Genomic DNA, 15,985 nt, shown 5'->3' with positions numbered 1-15,985 from the left:
AACCTGGAGATTATAAGGGAGGTAGGCCCCTTGCTAGATGTAAACAACTTTGAATATATGAAGATAGGTTTAGCTTCGCCTGATAAGATTCGTTCTTGGTCATTTGGTGAAGTGAAGAAACCAGAAACCATTAACTATCGTACGTTAAAGCCGGAGAAAGACGGTTTGTTCTGTGAACGTATTTTCGGTCCTACAAAAGACTGGGAATGTCATTGTGGTAAGTACAAACGTGTTCGTTACAAAGGAATCGTTTGTGATCGTTGTGGCGTAGAAGTAACCAAAGCGAAAGTACGTCGTGAGCGTATGGGGCACTTAGAATTAGCTGCCCCTGTCTCTCACATTTGGTACTTTAAAGGAATCCCTAGTCGTATGGGACTTGTTCTTGATATGTCACCTCGTGCTTTAGAAGAAGTAATCTACTTCGCGGCATATGTGGTAACAGATCAAGGTGATACAGCTCTTGAGAGAAAACAGTTACTTTCTGAGAAAGAATACCGTACCTATCGTGAGAAGTACGGTAAGTCCTTCCAAGCTCTAATGGGTGCTGAAGCGATCCGTAAATTGCTTCAAGATATCGATTTAGAGAAAGAAGTAGAAACTCTTAAAGAAGAATTAAAAACTGCTCAGGGTCAGCGTCGTACTCGTGCTATTAAACGTTTAGAAGTACTTGAGGCTTTCCGTGGTTCGGGTAATGACCCATCTTGGATGATCTTAGATGTTCTTCCTGTAATCCCACCGGAAATTCGCCCAATGGTACAACTTGACGGTGGACGTTTTGCGACATCTGATTTAAACGACCTATATCGTCGTGTAATTAACCGTAATAACCGTTTGAAGCGTCTTTTAGATCTTGGAGCTCCTACGATTATCGTTCAAAACGAAAAGCGTATGCTACAAGAAGCTGTAGATGCCTTAATTGATAACGGCCGACGTGGCCGTCCGGTTACTGGACCAGGAAACCGTCCTCTTAAGTCCCTTTCCCATATGCTAAAGGGTAAACAAGGTCGTTTCCGTCAGAACTTACTTGGTAAACGTGTAGACTACTCTGGTCGTTCTGTAATCGTCGTTGGACCTAGTCTGAAGATGTATCAGTGTGGTTTACCGAAAGAAATGGCACTAGAACTATTCAAGCCTTTTGTAATGCGCGAACTAGTTGATCGCGGACTTGCTCACAACATTAAGTCTGCTAAACGTAAAATTGAACGCATTCACCCAGAAGTTTGGGATGTTCTAGAAGAAGTGATTAAAGAGCACCCGGTTCTTCTAAACCGTGCCCCTACACTTCACCGTCTTGGTATCCAAGCGTTCGAACCTACTCTTGTAGAAGGTCGTGCAATTCGCCTGCACCCACTAGTATGTACAGCGTATAACGCTGACTTTGATGGTGACCAAATGGCTGTTCACGTACCACTATCTGCAGAGGCACAAGCAGAAGCTCGTATCTTAATGCTTGCTGCGCAAAACATCTTGAACCCTAAGGATGGAAAGCCAGTTGTTACTCCTTCACAGGATATGGTTTTAGGTAACTATTATTTAACACTAGAGCGCGAAGACGCTGTTGGTGAAGGTAAAGTATTTAAAGATACAAACGAAGCTCTAATTGCTTATCAGAATGGTTATGTTCACTTACACACTCGTGTAGCTGTGCATGCTCGTTCATTAAATAACGGTACATTCACTGAAGAACAAAACACCCAGCTATTGTTAACAACTGTTGGTAAGTTAATCTTCAACGAAATTTTACCTGAATCTTTCCCTTACATTAATGAACCGACTCAAAGTAACCTTGAAGGCAAAACGCCTGAAATGTACTTTATTGAGAAGGGGACAGATGTTAAAGAGGAAATCAAAAAACGTGATTTAGTTCCTCCATTTAAGAAGAAGATTCTTGGGAACATTATCGCAGAAGTCTTTAAACGCTTTAAGATTAGTGAAACGTCTAAAATGCTTGACCGCATGAAGGATCTAGGTTTCGCTTATTCAACTAAAGCTGGTATCACTGTTGGTGTTTCTGACATTGTGGTACTTCCAGAGAAACAAACCATCCTTGAAGAAGCTCAAGGTAAAGTAGACAAAGTTATGAAGCAGTTCCGTCGTGGTTTGATTACAGATGATGAGCGTTATGATCGTGTTATCGCTATTTGGTCAGCGGCCAAAGATGATATTCAAGATCGCCTAATGCAGTCACTTGACCCTGCCAACCCGATCTTCATGATGAGTGATTCCGGAGCTCGTGGTAACGCATCTAACTTCACACAGTTAGCTGGTATGCGTGGTCTTATGGCCAACCCGGCTGGTAAGATCATCGAACTTCCAATCAAATCAAGTTTCCGTGAAGGTCTGACGGTTCTAGAGTACTTTATCTCTACACACGGTGCTCGTAAAGGTCTTGCCGATACAGCACTGAAAACAGCCGACTCAGGTTACCTTACTCGTCGTCTAGTTGACGTAGCACAAGATGTTATCGTCCGTGAAGATGATTGTGGCACTGACCGAGGCTTAGAAGTAGCTTCCCTTACTGAAGGTACGGAAATGATCGAACCACTTATTGATCGCCTGATTGGACGTACTGCGTTCAAGACGGTCCGTCACCCAGAAACAGGCGAAGCAATGGCAACTCGTGATCAAATTATCACTGAAGACATGGCACGTTCGATTGTAGATGCGGGTGTTGAAAAAGTAACGATCCGTTCTGCATTCACATGTAATACACGCCATGGTGTATGTAAGAAATGTTACGGTCGCAACTTAGCAACTGGCTCAGAAGTTGAAGTTGGCGAAGCTGTTGGTATTATTGCTGCACAATCGATCGGTGAACCAGGTACACAGCTTACAATGCGTACCTTCCACACTGGTGGTGTTGCAGGGGATGATATCACACAAGGTCTTCCTCGTATCCAAGAGTTATTTGAAGCTCGTAACCCTAAAGGTCAAGCTGTAATCAGTGAGATCCATGGTACAGTAGAAGAAGTTAACGAAGTAAAAGAAAAGCTTGAAATTACAGTTCAAGGCGAAGTTGAAAAGCGTAGCTACACAGCTCCATATGGTGCTCGTATGAAGGTTACGGTTGGAGACACTGTCCAAGCTGGTGAAGAGCTAACAGAAGGTTCTGTTGATCCAAAAGAATTATTGAAGATTCAAGGTGTAGAAGGCGTTGAGATGTATCTTCTACGTGAAGTCCAGAAAGTTTACCGTATGCAGGGTGTAGAAATCGGCGATAAGCACGTTGAGGTAATGGTCCGCCAGATGCTTCGTAAAGTTCGTGTGCTTGACGCCGGTGATACAGATGTACTTCCTGGTTCACTACTTGAGATCCACCAATTCCGTGAAGCAAACCGTGGTGCACTTGTAGAAGGAAGCCAACCAGCGGTAGGTCGTCCAGTGCTACTTGGAATCACGAAAGCATCGCTAGAAACAGATTCCTTCTTATCTGCTGCGTCCTTCCAGGAGACAACTCGTGTCCTAACTGATGCTGCAATCAAAGGAAAACGTGACGAATTGCTTGGACTTAAAGAAAATGTTATTATTGGTAAGTTGGTTCCGGCCGGTACGGGTATGCCTCGCTACCGTTCAGTTCAACCAGCATCCGATGAACTAACAGAAGATATGATTAAAGCTGAAGAGCCTGAAGAGATCACACAGTCTTAATTTTGTAATAGTAAGCTGATGAAGCAAGTGATAATCTAGGAGGCATCTAGAAAAAATATTGTAACCACGTTGACATTATTAGATGCGGGTGATACTATATTCTAGGTGCTTCCATTTATCCTTGTTACTTTGGAGGATATAGTTAAATGTCTTATGAAAAAGTAGCACAGGCTAAGTCGAATGTAGTAATTGGAACAAAGCAAACCATGAAAGCTATAAAACATGGTCAAGTTCAAGAAGTTATTGTTGCTGATGATGCTGATCAGCATGTAACGGCTAAAGTACTGCGACTCGCAGAAGAGTGTGGAACTCCTTTCGCACGAGTTGATTCAATGAATAAATTGGGTAAAGCTTGTGGGATTGATGTGGGAGCAGCTGTAGTTGCGATAAAGCAATAAAGTTTTGGCGGAAAGGCAAACTTTCGCGAAAGCTTTGTTTTTTGCTTATTTATGAACCACCTGGATGTGTGGTATTACAAAAGTGAATTTGAAGGGAGGATAATCACATGCCTACTATTAATCAATTAGTACGTAAAGGTCGCGTTTCTAAAAAGAAAATGTCAGACTCTCCAGCGCTTAACAAAGGCTACAATAGCTACAAGAAGAAGTTCACTGATCTTTCTTCTCCACAAAAGCGTGGTGTTTGTACACGTGTTGGTACGCTAACACCGAAGAAACCGAACTCTGCACTTCGTAAATATGCTCGTGTTCGTTTAACGAACAGCATCGAAGTAACTGCGTATATCCCTGGTATCGGCCACAACCTACAAGAGCACAGTGTTGTTCTTATCCGTGGTGGACGTGTAAAAGACTTGCCGGGTGTACGTTACCACATTGTACGTGGTGCTCTTGACACTGCTGGTGTTGAAGGCCGCATGCAAGGTCGTTCTAAGTACGGAACGAAAAAACCTAAAAAATAAGGCAAGTTAACTTGCACTTAATAAAACTTTAGTAAGATTGAAAGGAGGGGACCGTATGCCACGTAAAGGACCAGTACCAAAGCGTGATGTATTGCCAGACCCAATGTACAACTCTAAGCTTGTAACTCGCCTGATCAACCAAATCATGGTGGATGGTAAACGCGGTAAAGCACAAAAAATTCTTTATAAAGCATTCGAACTAGTACAAGAGCGTAGTGGAAACGACGCTATGGAAACTTTCGAACAAGCTCTTAAGAACGTAATGCCAGTACTAGAGGTTAGAGCACGTCGTGTAGGTGGATCTAACTACCAAGTACCAGTTGAAGTACGTCCAGAGCGCCGTCAAGCACTTGGACTTCGTTGGGTTGTTAACTATTCTCGTCTACGCGGTGAGAAAACAATGGAAGAACGTCTAGCTAACGAAATCCTAGATGCAGCAAACAACACTGGTGCTTCTGTTAAGAAGCGCGAAGATGTTCACAAAATGGCTGAAGCAAACAAAGCATTTGCTCACTACCGTTGGTAATAACGAACATCAAACTATATCACCCAATAGGGAGGAGAAGAACGCATGCCTAGAGAGTTCTCCTTGGAAAAGACACGTAATATCGGTATCATGGCTCACATCGATGCTGGTAAAACCACTGCTACAGAACGTATCTTGTTCTATACAGGTCGTATCCACAAGCTAGGTGAAACGCACGAAGGTGCGTCTCAAATGGACTGGATGGAGCAGGAACAAGACCGTGGTATTACAATCACTTCTGCAGCAACAACTGCACAGTGGAAAGACCACCGCATCAATATCATTGATACACCTGGACACGTAGACTTCACAGTAGAAGTTGAACGTTCTCTACGTGTACTTGATGGTTCTGTGGCTGTACTAGACGCACAGTCTGGTGTAGAACCACAAACAGAAACAGTATGGCGTCAGGCCACTACTTACGGTGTTCCTCGTATTGTTTTCATTAACAAGATGGACAAAGTAGGAGCTGACTTCCTATACTCTACTGGTACACTTCAAGATCGCCTTGGCGCGAATGCTCATCCAATCCAATTACCAATTGGTGCAGAAGATGAGTTTGAAGGTATTATCGATTTAATCGGTATGCAAGCTTATTTCTACGAAGATGACTTAGGTACACGTCTTGAAGCACGTGAAATCCCTGAGGAATACAAGGAACAAGCTGAAGAATACCGTGGCAAGCTAATTGAAGCTGTTGCGGAATCTGATGAAGAATTAATGATGAGATACCTTGAGGGTGAAGAATTCACGAACGAAGAGCTTATGACTGCAATTCGTCAAGCTACTTTAAATGTTGATTTCTACCCAGTTCTATGCGGTTCTGCATTTAAGAACAAAGGTGTTCAGTTATTAATCGATGCTGTACTAGACTACCTTCCATCTCCACTGGACGTACCTCCAATTGAAGGTTTCGTTCCACGTACTGAGGAACAAGTAGTTCGTAAAGCAGACGACAAAGAACCATTCTCAGCTCTTGCCTTTAAGGTAATGACAGACCCATACGTTGGTAAGTTAACATTCTTCCGCGTATACTCTGGTGTATTATCTTCTGGTTCATACGTTAAGAACTCTACTAAAGACAAGCGTGAGCGCGTAGGTCGTATCCTGCAAATGCACGCAAACTCTCGTGAAGAGATCTCTGAAGTATACACAGGAGATATTGCAGCTGGTGTTGGTCTTAAAGATACAGCTACAGGTGACACTCTATGTGATGAAAAGAATCTTGTTATCTTAGAATCCATGGAATTCCCTGAGCCAGTAATCTCTGTTGCGATCGAACCGAAGTCTAAAGCTGACCAAGATAAGATGTCTATCGCACTTGGTAAGTTGGCTGAAGAAGATCCAACATTCAAGACGGAAACAAACGTTGAGACTGGTCAAACGATCATCTCTGGTATGGGTGAACTACACCTAGACATCATCGTGGACCGTCTTCGTCGCGAGTTCAAAGTAGAAGCGAACATTGGTAACCCACAGGTTGCTTACCGTGAAACGTTCCGCGGATCTGCAAACGTTGAAGGTAAGTTCGTACGTCAGTCTGGTGGTCGTGGACAATACGGTCACGTATGGATGACATTCGAGCCAAACGAAGAAGGCGCTGGCTTTGAATTCCAAAACAAAATTGTTGGTGGTGTAATTCCTCGTGAATACATCGCATCAGTACAACAAGGTGTCGAAGAAGCTATGGAAAACGGTGTTGTTGCCGGATATCCACTAATCGACATTAAAGCAACGCTATTCGATGGTTCTTACCACGATGTAGACTCCAACGAAATGGCTTATAAAGTTGCCGCTTCTATGGCACTTAAAGAAGCGAAAAATAAATGTAAACCAGTTCTTCTTGAACCAATGATGAAAGTTGAGATCGTAATCCCTGAAGAATACATGGGAGACATCATGGGTGACGTAACTTCCCGTCGTGGACGTGTAGAAGGTATGGATACTCGTGGTACTGCTCAACTTGTTAAAGCATTCGTACCTCTTTCTGAAATGTTCGGTTATGCAACAAGTCTTCGTTCTAACACACAAGGTCGCGGAACGTACACGATGCACTTCTCTCATTATGAAGAAGTACCGAAGAGCATTTCTGAAGAGATTATCAAGAAAAATTCTGGTCAGTAATTGATTTTTTCGTAAATCTCAAGTATAACTTGTATTGTACGTATAGGAGCTAGTTGTCATTTGGCAGTTAGCTCTTGTACAACAAATATATTTACAATAACATTTTCTTATATTTAAAGGAGGAAGTTTTAGAATGGGTAAAGAGAAATTTGACCGTTCCAAGTCCCACGTTAACATTGGGACTATTGGACACGTTGACCATGGTAAAACTACATTAACTGCAGCAATCACTACTTGCTTACACCAGCGTTCTGGTTCTGGTACAGCAATGGCGTACGACCAAATTGACGGTGCTCCAGAAGAGCGCGAGCGCGGTATTACAATCGCAACAGCTCACGTTGAGTACGAAACTGAAAGCCGTCACTATGCACACGTTGACTGCCCAGGTCACGCTGACTACGTTAAGAACATGATCACTGGTGCGGCACAAATGGACGGCGCGATCCTAGTTGTATCTGCAGCTGACGGTCCAATGCCACAAACACGTGAGCACATCCTACTTTCTCGTCAGGTTGGTGTACCTGCGATCGTAGTATTCCTTAACAAGTGTGACATGGTAGACGACGAAGAGCTACTTGAACTAGTAGAAATGGAAGTACGTGACCTTCTTGGCGAATACGACTTCCCTGGTGATGATGTACCAGTAGTTAAAGGTTCTGCTCTTAAAGCTCTTGAAGGCGAAGAGCAATACGTTAACGCAATCTATGAACTAATGGATGCTGTTGACGAGTACATCCCAACTCCAGAGCGTGACAACGACAAGCCATTCATGATGCCAGTTGAGGACGTATTCTCAATCACTGGCCGTGGTACAGTTGCAACTGGTCGTGTTGAGCGTGGTTCTGTTAAAGTTGGCGATGAAATTGAAATCATCGGTATGGCAGAAGAAGCATTCAAGACTACAGTAACTGGTGTTGAAATGTTCCGTAAGCTTCTTGACTATGCTGAAGCTGGTGACAACATCGGTGCACTACTTCGTGGTGTTAACCGTGACGACATCAACCGTGGTCAAGTACTAGCTAAGCCTGGTACAATCACTCCTCACCATAAGTACAAAGCAGAAGTTTATGTACTTTCTAAAGAAGAAGGTGGACGTCATACTCCATTCTTCAACAACTACCGCCCACAGTTCTACTTCCGTACTACGGACGTAACTGGCGTTATCCAACTTCCTGAAGGCGTAGAAATGGTTATGCCTGGGGACAACGTAGAAATGGAAGTTGAACTTATTTCTAAAATCGCTATCGAAGATGGAACTAAGTTCTCTATCCGTGAAGGTGGCCGTACAGTAGGCGCTGGCGTTGTATCAACTATCATTGAATAGTCTTATTTAATGAATAAAGCAGTGAGCTCAAAGAGCTCGCTGCTTTTTTTATTTGTTGTGTAAGTTTAAATAAAACGAGTTTCTACTATATATATGTGTTTTACGATCAAACATGATATATACTGCTAAACTCTTGTGTTATGGAAGAAAAATTACAAAGAAACCTAATAAATAAGGTATGTCCCCTTGAAAACAAGGAAATACCTTTGTATAATAATAAAAGTGCAATCACATACGGAAAAAATAATTTGTTATTGCATTTGTGCCCATTATTTATTATAATAAATAATGTTGGTCATAAAAGGCGATGAAGCGAAAGGTTGCTGAAACACCCGGCCCCTTTGCCATGGCGGGTACTTCAGGTATAATTTTCGTGGAGAATGTCTGTTACTAAAATAGGCGAAAAAGGAGGGAAAATAATGGCAAAAGAGAAGATTCGTATTCGTTTAAAGGCGTATGATCACCGTATTCTAGATCAATCCGCTGAAAAGATCGTGGACACTGCGAAGCGTTCAGGAGCTAATGTTTCTGGTCCAATCCCGCTTCCGACAGAGCGTTCAATCTACACAGTGCTTCGTGCGGTACACAAATACAAAGATGCTCGTGAGCAATTTGAAATGCGTACACACAAACGTCTAATCGATATCGTAAATCCAACACCACAAACGGTTGACTCGCTAATGCGTTTAGATTTACCATCTGGTGTGGACATCGAAATTAAATTATAAAACTATATGAATAAATAGGAGGTGTGACGGATGACGAAAGGAATCTTAGGTCGTAAAGTCGGTATGACACAGCTTTTTGATGAAACTGGCGAATTAGTACCAGTAACAGTTGTTCAAGCTGATCAAAACGTTGTACTACAGAAGAAGACTTCTGAAAATGACGGTTATGAAGCTGTTCAGATCGGTTTTGCGGACAAACGAGATAAATTAGCTAACAAAGCTGAGAAAGGCCATGCTGGTAAAGCTGAGGCTGCTCCTAAGCGCTTCGTTCGTGAATTCCGTGATGCAAACCTTGAAGACTTCGAATTAGGTCAAGAGGTTTCTGTTAACGTATTTGCAGCTGGTGATGTTATTAACGTTACTGGTATTTCGAAGGGTAAAGGTTTCCAAGGTGCAATTAAGCGCCACAATCAAGGTCGTGGACCTGAAACTCACGGTTCTCGTTACCACCGTCGTCCAGGTTCTATGGGACAAATGGACCCAGGACACGTATTCAAAGGTATGAACCTTCCAGGTCAAATGGGTGGCGAACAAGTCACAATCCAAAACCTTGAAGTAGTTAAAGTTGATGAAGAACGTAACCTACTTCTTATCAAAGGTAACGTACCAGGTGCGAAGAAGTCTTACGTGAAAATCACAAGTGCAAATAAGGCTAACTAATACAATACGAAGGGAGGATATGTCATGCCTAAAGTAGCACTATTTAACCAAAGCGGTTCTCAAGTAGGCGATGTTGAGTTGAATGAGTCCGTTTTCGGTATTGAGCCAAACACACATGTAATGAACGAAGCTGTATTAATGCAACGTGCTTCATTACGTCAAGGTACTCATTTAGTTAAAAATCGCTCTGAAGTAAGTGGCGGAGGACGCAAACCATGGCGTCAAAAAGGAACTGGACGTGCACGTCAAGGTTCAATCCGTTCACCACAGTGGGTAGGCGGAGGAACTGTATTCGGTCCAACTCCACGTAGCTACAGCTACAAACTACCTAAAAAAGTTCGTCGTTTAGCTTTAAAATCTGCTCTTTCTCAAAAAGCTGCTGATAACGATCTTATCGTTCTAGAGAGTCTTTCTCTTGAAGCTCCTAAAACTAAAGAAGTTGTTAACATGCTTAAAGAGCTAGACGCTAAAGAAGCGATCATTGTTACAGCTAACATGGAAGAAAACGTAGTACTATCAGCTAATAACATCCAAGATGTTAAAGTACTAACTGTTGAACAAGTTAACGTACTTGACTTGTTAACGCATGACAAGCTGGTCTTAACTAAAGATGCAGCTGAAAAAGCAGGGGAGGTGCTTGCATAATGAAGAACCCACGTGATATTATTAAGCGCCCTGTAATTACAGAAAGATCCGCTGATCTAATGGCTGAGAAAAAATACACGTTTGAAGTTAGCCCAAAAGCTAATAAAACTGAAATCAAAGAAGCTATTGAAGTGATCTTTGGCGTTAAAGTTGAAAAAGTAAACACAATGAACCTTAATGGTAAATTTAAGCGTATGGGACGTTATGGAGGTTACCGTGCCGACCGCAAAAAAGCAGTCGTTAAGCTAACTCCAGACAGCCAAGAGCTTGAATTCTTCGAAGGTGCTTAAATAAAAAATTGATAAATAAAGGAGGGAAATAAAGATGGCGATTAAAAAGTTTAGACCAACTACAAACGGTCGTCGCAGCATGTCAGGTTCTGATTTCGCTGAGATCACTACTGATCAACCAGAAAAATCCTTGCTAACTCCTCTACACGGAAAAGGTGGACGTAACAACCAAGGTCGGTTAACAGTTCGTCATCAAGGCGGCGGTCATAAGCGTCAATACCGTATGATCGACTTCAAACGCGACAAAGATGGAATACCAGGACGCGTTGCTACAGTTGAGTACGATCCGAACCGTTCCGCTAACATTGCTCTAATCAACTACGTGGATGGTGAAAAACGCTATATCCTAGCTCCTAAAGGTCTTAAAGTAGGAACTGAAATTATTTCTGGTTCTGAAGCTGACATCAAGGTAGGTAACGCGTTAACACTTCAAGATATCCCAGTTGGTACAACAGTTCACAACATTGAACTTAAACCAGGACGCGGTGGACAAATCGCACGTTCAGCTGGTGCATCTGCACAAATTCTTGGACGTGAAGGTAAATACACTCTAGTACGTCTTAAATCTGGTGAAGTTCGCTTAGTTCTAGGTACTTGCCGCGCTACAGTAGGTCAAGTAGGTAACCTTGAGCATGAACTTATCAACGTAGGTAAAGCTGGTCGTTCTCGTTGGAAAGGTATCCGCCCAACAGTTCGTGGTTCTGTTATGAACCCAGTAGATCACCCACACGGTGGTGGTGAAGGACGTGCACCAATCGGTCTTCCATCTCCAATGTCACCATGGGGCAAACCTACACTTGGAAAGAAAACACGCAAACGCAACAAGTCGTCTGATAAATATATCGTACGTCGTCGTAAAAAATAATCGGGATAGACGTCGGGTGAGTTAACTCGACTGTCAATCACGAAGGGAGGTTTATGCATGGGTCGTAGCCTAAAAAAGGGACCTTTCGTTGATGATCATTTAATGAAAAAAGTTGAAGGTTTGAATGAGAGCGGGCAACATCAGGTTATTAAAACTTGGTCTCGTCGTTCTACAATCTTCCCTAACTTTGTGGGTCATACTATCGCAATTTATGATGGACGCAAACATGTACCTGTATATGTTACAGAAGACATGGTAGGCCACAAACTTGGTGAGTTCGCACCAACACGTACGTTCAAAGGCCATAGTGGCGATGATAAGAAAACAAAACGCTAAATGAGAGGAGGCACACAAGATGCAAGCCAAAGCCGTTGCGAAATCCGTTCGTATTGCTCCTCGTAAAGCTCGTTTGGTTATTGATTTAATTCGAGGAAAAAAGGTTGGGGAAGCAATTGCAATTCTGCGTCACACAGAGCGTGGAGCTTCACCAGAGATTGAAAAAGTACTAAACTCTGCTATTGCAAATGCGGAGCATAACTATGAAATGGACCCGGATAGTCTAGTAGTATCTGAAGCTTTTGTTAACGAAGGCGTAACTCTTAAACGTTTCCGTCCACGTGCGATGGGACGCGCAAGTCAGATCAACAAACGTACTAGTCATATCACGGTCGTTGTATCAGAAAAGAAGGAGGGATAATCAGTGGGTCAAAAAGTTAATCCAGTAGGTCTGCGTATTGGTGTCATTCGTGACTGGGAGTCAAAATGGTACGCTGGCAAAGACTATGCAGATTTACTTCATGAAGACATTAAGATTCGTGAATATGTAGAACAGCGTCTACAAGATGCTTCTGTATCTACTATTGAAATCGAACGTGCTGCGAACCGCGTTAACGTTACTATCCACACTGCAAAGCCAGGTATGGTAATTGGTAAAGGTGGTTCTGAGGTTGAAGCACTTCGTAAATCTCTAAATGATCTATCTGGCAAACGTGTTCACATCAACATCGTTGAAGTGAAGAAAGCTGATTTAGATGCAGCATTAGTTGCTGAGAATATTGCACGTCAACTAGAAAACCGTGTATCATTCCGTCGCGCTCAGAAACAAACTATCCAACGTGCTATGCGTGGAGGAGCGAAAGGAATTCGTACTCAGGTATCTGGTCGTCTAGGCGGAGCTGACATTGCTCGCGCAGAATCTTACAGTGAAGGTACTGTACCACTACACACACTTCGCGCAGACATCGATTACGGTACTGCAGAAGCTGACACAACTTACGGTAAACTAGGTGTCAAAGTGTGGATCTACCGTGGAGAAGTCCTTCCATCAAAACGAAACTAAGGAAGGGGGAAAAGCATAATGTTAATGCCAAAACGCGTAAAATATCGTAAGCAACACCGTGATAGTTTAGCAGGCCGTGCGAAAGGCGGTACTACAGTAGCTTTCGGTGAATTTGGACTACAAGCTGTTGAACCAGCACGTATTACAAGCCGTCAAATCGAGGCAGCTCGTATTGCAATGACTCGTTACATGAAACGTGGCGGTAAAGTATGGATTAAAATCTTCCCAGATAAACCTTACACAGCGAAGCCCCTAGAAGTACGTATGGGTTCCGGTAAAGGTGCACCTGAAGGTTGGGTAGCAGTTACGAAACCAGGCAAGATCATGTTTGAAGTTGCTGGAGTTTCAGAAGAAGTAGCACGTGAAGCATTACGTCTTGCTTCTCACAAACTGCCGATCAAAACGAAGTTTGTAAAACGTGAAGAAATTGGTGGTGAGATCAATGAAGGCTAATGAAATCAGAGAACTAACCACTGCCGAAATTGAACAAAAAGTTACGTCTCTTAAAGAAGAGCTATTTAACCTACGCTTCCAGCTAGCAACTGGTCAACTTGAAAACACTGCTCGCATCCGTCAAGTACGTAAGTCAATCGCGAGTATGAAAACCGTTGTTCGCGAAAGAGAGCTAGGCGCTAAATAATCGATAATCGAGAGGAGGTTAGCCTCAAATGAGTGAACGCAATAATCGTAAGGTTTACACTGGCCGTGTTGTTTCAGATAAAATGGACAAAACGATTACTGTACTAGTTGAAACGTATAAGTTCCACCAACTATATGGTAAGCGTGTTAAATATTCTAAGAAATTCAAAACTCACGACGAGCAAAATGCTGCAAAACTTGGCGATGTCGTTAAAATTATGGAAACTCGTCCGCTATCCGCTAGCAAGCGTTTCCGTTTAGTTGAAATCGTTGAAGAATCAGTTATTATCTAATATTGTTCGTAGGGGATGAAACCCGAAGGGAGGTAACAACCGTATGATTCAACAGGAAACTTCTTTAAAAGTTGCAGACAACTCTGGTGCTCGTGAAGTTCAAACCATCAAAGTACTAGGTGGATCTGGCCGTAAGACTGCCAATATTGGTGATATTATTGTTTGTTCAGTGAAACAAGCAACACCAGGAGGCGTTGTCAAAAAAGGTGAAGTAGTACGCGCGGTTATCGTACGTACAAAGAGCGGTGTTCGCCGTAAAGATGGATCTTATATCCGTTTCGATGAAAATGCTGCAGTAATCATCCGTGACGACAAAGGCCCACGTGGTACTCGTATTTTCGGACCTGTTGCACGTGAACTTCGTGATAAGAAATTCATGAAGATTGTATCACTTGCGCCAGAAGTATTATAAATACTCGAACTATTGCCTTGTAAGGAGGTGCCACAACAATGCATGTAAAAAAAGGTGACAAAGTCATGGTGATCACTGGTAAGGATAAAGGCAAGCAGGGAACGATCCTAGAAGCTTACCCGAAAAAAGAGCGTGTCCTTGTTGAAGGCGTAAATGTTGTTAAAAAACATGCGAAGCCATCACAAGACAACCCTCAGGGCGGTATCCTAAGCCAAGAAGCACCGATTCATGTGTCGAACGTTTTACCAGTTGACCCTAAATCAGGGGATGCTACACGCGTCGGTTATGAAGTGCGTGATGGAAAGAAAGTTCGTATCGCTAAAAAATCAGGTGAAACTTTAGATAAATAAATAGCGATGAAAGGAGGGCTACGTGATGAATCAACTTAAACAACAATATCAAGATGAGATCGTATCAAGCTTGATGAATAAATTCGAATATGACTCTGTGATGGAAGTACCAAAGGTCGAAAAGATCATCATCAACATGGGTGTTGGTGACGCAGTACAAAACGCAAAAGCGTTAGACAACGCTGTTGAAGAGTTAGAATTAATCTCTGGTCAAAAACCACTAATCACAAAAGCGAAGAAATCAATTGCTGGTTTCCGTCTACGTGAAGGAATGCCGATCGGCGCGAAAGTAACCCTTCGTGGTGAGCGTATGTATCAATTCCTACAAAAATTAATCGCTGTTTCTTTACCACGTGTACGTGACTTCCGCGGGATCTCAAACAAAGCGTTTGACGGTCGCGGTAACTACACTCTAGGTGTTAAAGAGCAATTAATTTTCCCAGAGATCAATTATGATAAAGTAAGCAAAGTACGCGGAATGGACATTGTTATTGTTACAACTGCTAACAATGACGAAGAAGCGAGCGAATTATTAACTCAATTCGGTATGCCTTTCCAGAAATAAGCTACTCAAGCTTTAATAAGGAGGGAAAATTGTGGCTAAAAAATCAATGATCGCGAAACAACAGCGTAAACAAAAGTTTAAAGTACAAGAGTACACACGTTGCGAACGTTGTGGTCGCCCACATTCTGTACTACGTAAGTTTAAGCTTTGCCGTATTTGTTTCCGTGAACTTGCATACAAAGGTCAAATTCCTGGTGTCAAAAAAGCAAGCTGGTAATCCCCAATTAGGGAAGGAGGTAATCACAAATGGTCATGACAGATCCAATTGCAGATATGCTAACTCGCATTCGTAATGCGAACATGGTACGTCACGAAAAGCTTGAAGTACCTGCTTCTAAGCTTAAAAAAGAAGTTGCGGACATTCTTAAACGTGAAGGCTTCGTTCGCGATTACGAAATGGTTGAAGATGATAAACAAGGAATCTTACGTATTTTCCTTAAATACGGTGCTAACAACGAGCGTGTTATCACTGGCTTAAAACGAATCAGTAAACCTGGTCTTCGTGTGTACGCAAAAGCTGATGAGCTTCCACGCGTATTAAACGGTCTTGGAGTAGCAGTCGTATCTACTTCAAATGGTGTTTTAACGGACAAGGAAGCACGCCAACAAGCTATTGGCGGCGAAGTGCTTGCTTACGTTTGGTAATAAACAATTGAAT

At 42.6% G+C, this 15,985-nt stretch carries 22 protein-coding genes; all 22 read left to right on the top strand.

Annotated elements, in window-relative coordinates; translation table 11 throughout:
- The first annotated feature begins 30 nt into the window (after positions 1-30).
- Positions 31-3,648 carry a DNA-directed RNA polymerase subunit beta' gene (gene rpoC / locus IEW76_RS18700; RefSeq protein ID WP_188655927.1) on the top strand — a complete coding sequence of 1,206 codons (3,618 nt, stop codon included), beginning with the start codon at positions 31-33 and terminating at the stop codon, positions 3,646-3,648.
- 146 nt (positions 3,649-3,794) lie between these two features.
- Positions 3,795-4,046: a 50S ribosomal protein L7ae-like protein gene (locus IEW76_RS18695; RefSeq protein ID WP_188655926.1), complete on the top strand. Its 252-nt coding sequence runs from the start codon at positions 3,795-3,797 to the stop codon at positions 4,044-4,046.
- A 107-nt stretch (positions 4,047-4,153) separates the two neighbouring features.
- Entirely contained in the window at positions 4,154-4,567 is a 414-nt protein-coding gene (rpsL, locus tag IEW76_RS18690) for a 30S ribosomal protein S12 (RefSeq protein WP_188655925.1), read from the top strand.
- 55 nt (positions 4,568-4,622) lie between these two features.
- A complete protein-coding gene (gene rpsG, locus IEW76_RS18685) occupies positions 4,623-5,093 on the top strand; it encodes a 30S ribosomal protein S7 (RefSeq protein ID WP_188655924.1) in 471 nt (156 codons plus the stop codon).
- A 45-nt stretch (positions 5,094-5,138) separates the two neighbouring features.
- Positions 5,139-7,217, top strand: a complete 2,079-nt coding sequence (fusA, locus tag IEW76_RS18680) for an elongation factor G (RefSeq protein WP_036787786.1) — start codon at positions 5,139-5,141, stop codon at positions 7,215-7,217.
- Between the two features lie 133 nt (positions 7,218-7,350).
- On the top strand, positions 7,351-8,541 hold the full coding sequence (tuf, locus tag IEW76_RS18675) for an elongation factor Tu (RefSeq protein ID WP_036787783.1): 1,191 nt from the start codon (positions 7,351-7,353) through the stop codon (positions 8,539-8,541).
- Between the two features lie 419 nt (positions 8,542-8,960).
- Positions 8,961-9,269 carry a 30S ribosomal protein S10 gene (rpsJ, locus tag IEW76_RS18670; RefSeq protein ID WP_036787781.1) on the top strand — a complete coding sequence of 103 codons (309 nt, stop codon included), beginning with the start codon at positions 8,961-8,963 and terminating at the stop codon, positions 9,267-9,269.
- Between the two features lie 30 nt (positions 9,270-9,299).
- Positions 9,300-9,929, top strand: a complete 630-nt coding sequence (rplC, locus tag IEW76_RS18665; protein ID WP_188655923.1) for a 50S ribosomal protein L3 — start codon at positions 9,300-9,302, stop codon at positions 9,927-9,929.
- Positions 9,930-9,953: 24 nt separating this feature from the next.
- Positions 9,954-10,574 (top strand): 50S ribosomal protein L4, encoded by a 621-nt coding sequence (rplD, locus tag IEW76_RS18660; RefSeq protein ID WP_188655922.1) that lies wholly within the window; start codon positions 9,954-9,956, stop codon positions 10,572-10,574.
- Positions 10,574-10,864, top strand: coding sequence for a 50S ribosomal protein L23 (rplW, locus tag IEW76_RS18655; RefSeq protein ID WP_188655921.1), 291 nt, complete (start codon positions 10,574-10,576; stop codon positions 10,862-10,864). The genes rplD and rplW overlap by 1 nt, the downstream gene beginning before the upstream one ends.
- A 34-nt stretch (positions 10,865-10,898) precedes the next feature.
- On the top strand, positions 10,899-11,729 hold the full coding sequence (gene rplB / locus IEW76_RS18650) for a 50S ribosomal protein L2 (RefSeq protein WP_036787772.1): 831 nt from the start codon (positions 10,899-10,901) through the stop codon (positions 11,727-11,729).
- Positions 11,730-11,786: 57 nt separating this feature from the next.
- Positions 11,787-12,065 carry a 30S ribosomal protein S19 gene (rpsS, locus tag IEW76_RS18645; RefSeq protein WP_036787770.1) on the top strand — a complete coding sequence of 93 codons (279 nt, stop codon included), beginning with the start codon at positions 11,787-11,789 and terminating at the stop codon, positions 12,063-12,065.
- 19 nt (positions 12,066-12,084) lie between these two features.
- Positions 12,085-12,426: a 50S ribosomal protein L22 gene (gene rplV / locus IEW76_RS18640; RefSeq protein ID WP_036787768.1), complete on the top strand. Its 342-nt coding sequence runs from the start codon at positions 12,085-12,087 to the stop codon at positions 12,424-12,426.
- Between the two features lie 3 nt (positions 12,427-12,429).
- Positions 12,430-13,068, top strand: coding sequence for a 30S ribosomal protein S3 (gene rpsC / locus IEW76_RS18635; RefSeq protein WP_036787766.1), 639 nt, complete (start codon positions 12,430-12,432; stop codon positions 13,066-13,068).
- 18 nt (positions 13,069-13,086) lie between these two features.
- Positions 13,087-13,521: a 50S ribosomal protein L16 gene (gene rplP / locus IEW76_RS18630; protein ID WP_036787764.1), complete on the top strand. Its 435-nt coding sequence runs from the start codon at positions 13,087-13,089 to the stop codon at positions 13,519-13,521.
- Positions 13,511-13,708 (top strand): 50S ribosomal protein L29, encoded by a 198-nt coding sequence (gene rpmC / locus IEW76_RS18625; protein WP_036787762.1) that lies wholly within the window; start codon positions 13,511-13,513, stop codon positions 13,706-13,708. Before rplP ends, rpmC begins: the two co-directional genes overlap by 11 nt.
- A 28-nt stretch (positions 13,709-13,736) precedes the next feature.
- Positions 13,737-14,000 (top strand): 30S ribosomal protein S17, encoded by a 264-nt coding sequence (gene rpsQ, locus IEW76_RS18620; protein WP_036787760.1) that lies wholly within the window; start codon positions 13,737-13,739, stop codon positions 13,998-14,000.
- Between the two features lie 43 nt (positions 14,001-14,043).
- Positions 14,044-14,412, top strand: coding sequence for a 50S ribosomal protein L14 (rplN, locus tag IEW76_RS18615; protein ID WP_036787758.1), 369 nt, complete (start codon positions 14,044-14,046; stop codon positions 14,410-14,412).
- Positions 14,413-14,450: 38 nt separating this feature from the next.
- On the top strand, positions 14,451-14,762 hold the full coding sequence (gene rplX / locus IEW76_RS18610) for a 50S ribosomal protein L24 (protein WP_188655920.1): 312 nt from the start codon (positions 14,451-14,453) through the stop codon (positions 14,760-14,762).
- Positions 14,763-14,787: 25 nt separating this feature from the next.
- Entirely contained in the window at positions 14,788-15,327 is a 540-nt protein-coding gene (rplE, locus tag IEW76_RS18605; RefSeq protein ID WP_036787754.1) for a 50S ribosomal protein L5, read from the top strand.
- A gap of 31 nt (positions 15,328-15,358) precedes the next feature.
- Complete coding sequence (gene rpsN, locus IEW76_RS18600) at positions 15,359-15,544, top strand: 30S ribosomal protein S14 (RefSeq protein WP_036787751.1); 186 nt, start codon at positions 15,359-15,361, stop codon at positions 15,542-15,544.
- Between the two features lie 29 nt (positions 15,545-15,573).
- Positions 15,574-15,972: a 30S ribosomal protein S8 gene (rpsH, locus tag IEW76_RS18595; RefSeq protein ID WP_036787748.1), complete on the top strand. Its 399-nt coding sequence runs from the start codon at positions 15,574-15,576 to the stop codon at positions 15,970-15,972.
- Positions 15,973-15,985: the final 13 nt, after the last annotated feature.

The sequence above is a fragment of the Pontibacillus salipaludis genome (assembly GCF_014642405.1).
GTDB lineage: Bacteria > Bacillota > Bacilli > Bacillales > BH030062 > Pontibacillus > Pontibacillus salipaludis.
Note: the sequence above shows the minus strand (reverse complement) of the source record. Positions and strands in the feature narration are given on the sequence as shown.

What these genes read in the sequence shown, in the direction of transcription:
- rplD (WP_188655922.1), top strand. Translation starts at nt 9,954, where the DNA reads ATGCCTAAAGTAGCACTATTTAACCAAAGCGGTTCTCAAGTAGGCGAT.
- rpsG (WP_188655924.1), top strand. Translation starts at nt 4,623, where the DNA reads ATGCCACGTAAAGGACCAGTACCAAAGCGTGATGTATTGCCAGACCCA.
- rpsL (WP_188655925.1), top strand. Translation starts at nt 4,154, where the DNA reads ATGCCTACTATTAATCAATTAGTACGTAAAGGTCGCGTTTCTAAAAAG.
- rpsS (WP_036787770.1), top strand. Translation starts at nt 11,787, where the DNA reads ATGGGTCGTAGCCTAAAAAAGGGACCTTTCGTTGATGATCATTTAATG.
- rpsQ (WP_036787760.1), top strand. Translation starts at nt 13,737, where the DNA reads ATGAGTGAACGCAATAATCGTAAGGTTTACACTGGCCGTGTTGTTTCA.
- tuf (WP_036787783.1), top strand. Translation starts at nt 7,351, where the DNA reads ATGGGTAAAGAGAAATTTGACCGTTCCAAGTCCCACGTTAACATTGGG.
- rplN (WP_036787758.1), top strand. Translation starts at nt 14,044, where the DNA reads ATGATTCAACAGGAAACTTCTTTAAAAGTTGCAGACAACTCTGGTGCT.
- rpsH (WP_036787748.1), top strand. Translation starts at nt 15,574, where the DNA reads ATGGTCATGACAGATCCAATTGCAGATATGCTAACTCGCATTCGTAAT.
- rpmC (WP_036787762.1), top strand. Translation starts at nt 13,511, where the DNA reads ATGAAGGCTAATGAAATCAGAGAACTAACCACTGCCGAAATTGAACAA.
- rplX (WP_188655920.1), top strand. Translation starts at nt 14,451, where the DNA reads ATGCATGTAAAAAAAGGTGACAAAGTCATGGTGATCACTGGTAAGGAT.
- rplW (WP_188655921.1), top strand. Translation starts at nt 10,574, where the DNA reads ATGAAGAACCCACGTGATATTATTAAGCGCCCTGTAATTACAGAAAGA.
- IEW76_RS18695 (WP_188655926.1), top strand. Translation starts at nt 3,795, where the DNA reads ATGTCTTATGAAAAAGTAGCACAGGCTAAGTCGAATGTAGTAATTGGA.
- fusA (WP_036787786.1), top strand. Translation starts at nt 5,139, where the DNA reads ATGCCTAGAGAGTTCTCCTTGGAAAAGACACGTAATATCGGTATCATG.
- rplC (WP_188655923.1), top strand. Translation starts at nt 9,300, where the DNA reads ATGACGAAAGGAATCTTAGGTCGTAAAGTCGGTATGACACAGCTTTTT.
- rplV (WP_036787768.1), top strand. Translation starts at nt 12,085, where the DNA reads ATGCAAGCCAAAGCCGTTGCGAAATCCGTTCGTATTGCTCCTCGTAAA.
- rpsJ (WP_036787781.1), top strand. Translation starts at nt 8,961, where the DNA reads ATGGCAAAAGAGAAGATTCGTATTCGTTTAAAGGCGTATGATCACCGT.
- rplP (WP_036787764.1), top strand. Translation starts at nt 13,087, where the DNA reads ATGTTAATGCCAAAACGCGTAAAATATCGTAAGCAACACCGTGATAGT.
- rplE (WP_036787754.1), top strand. Translation starts at nt 14,788, where the DNA reads ATGAATCAACTTAAACAACAATATCAAGATGAGATCGTATCAAGCTTG.
- rplB (WP_036787772.1), top strand. Translation starts at nt 10,899, where the DNA reads ATGGCGATTAAAAAGTTTAGACCAACTACAAACGGTCGTCGCAGCATG.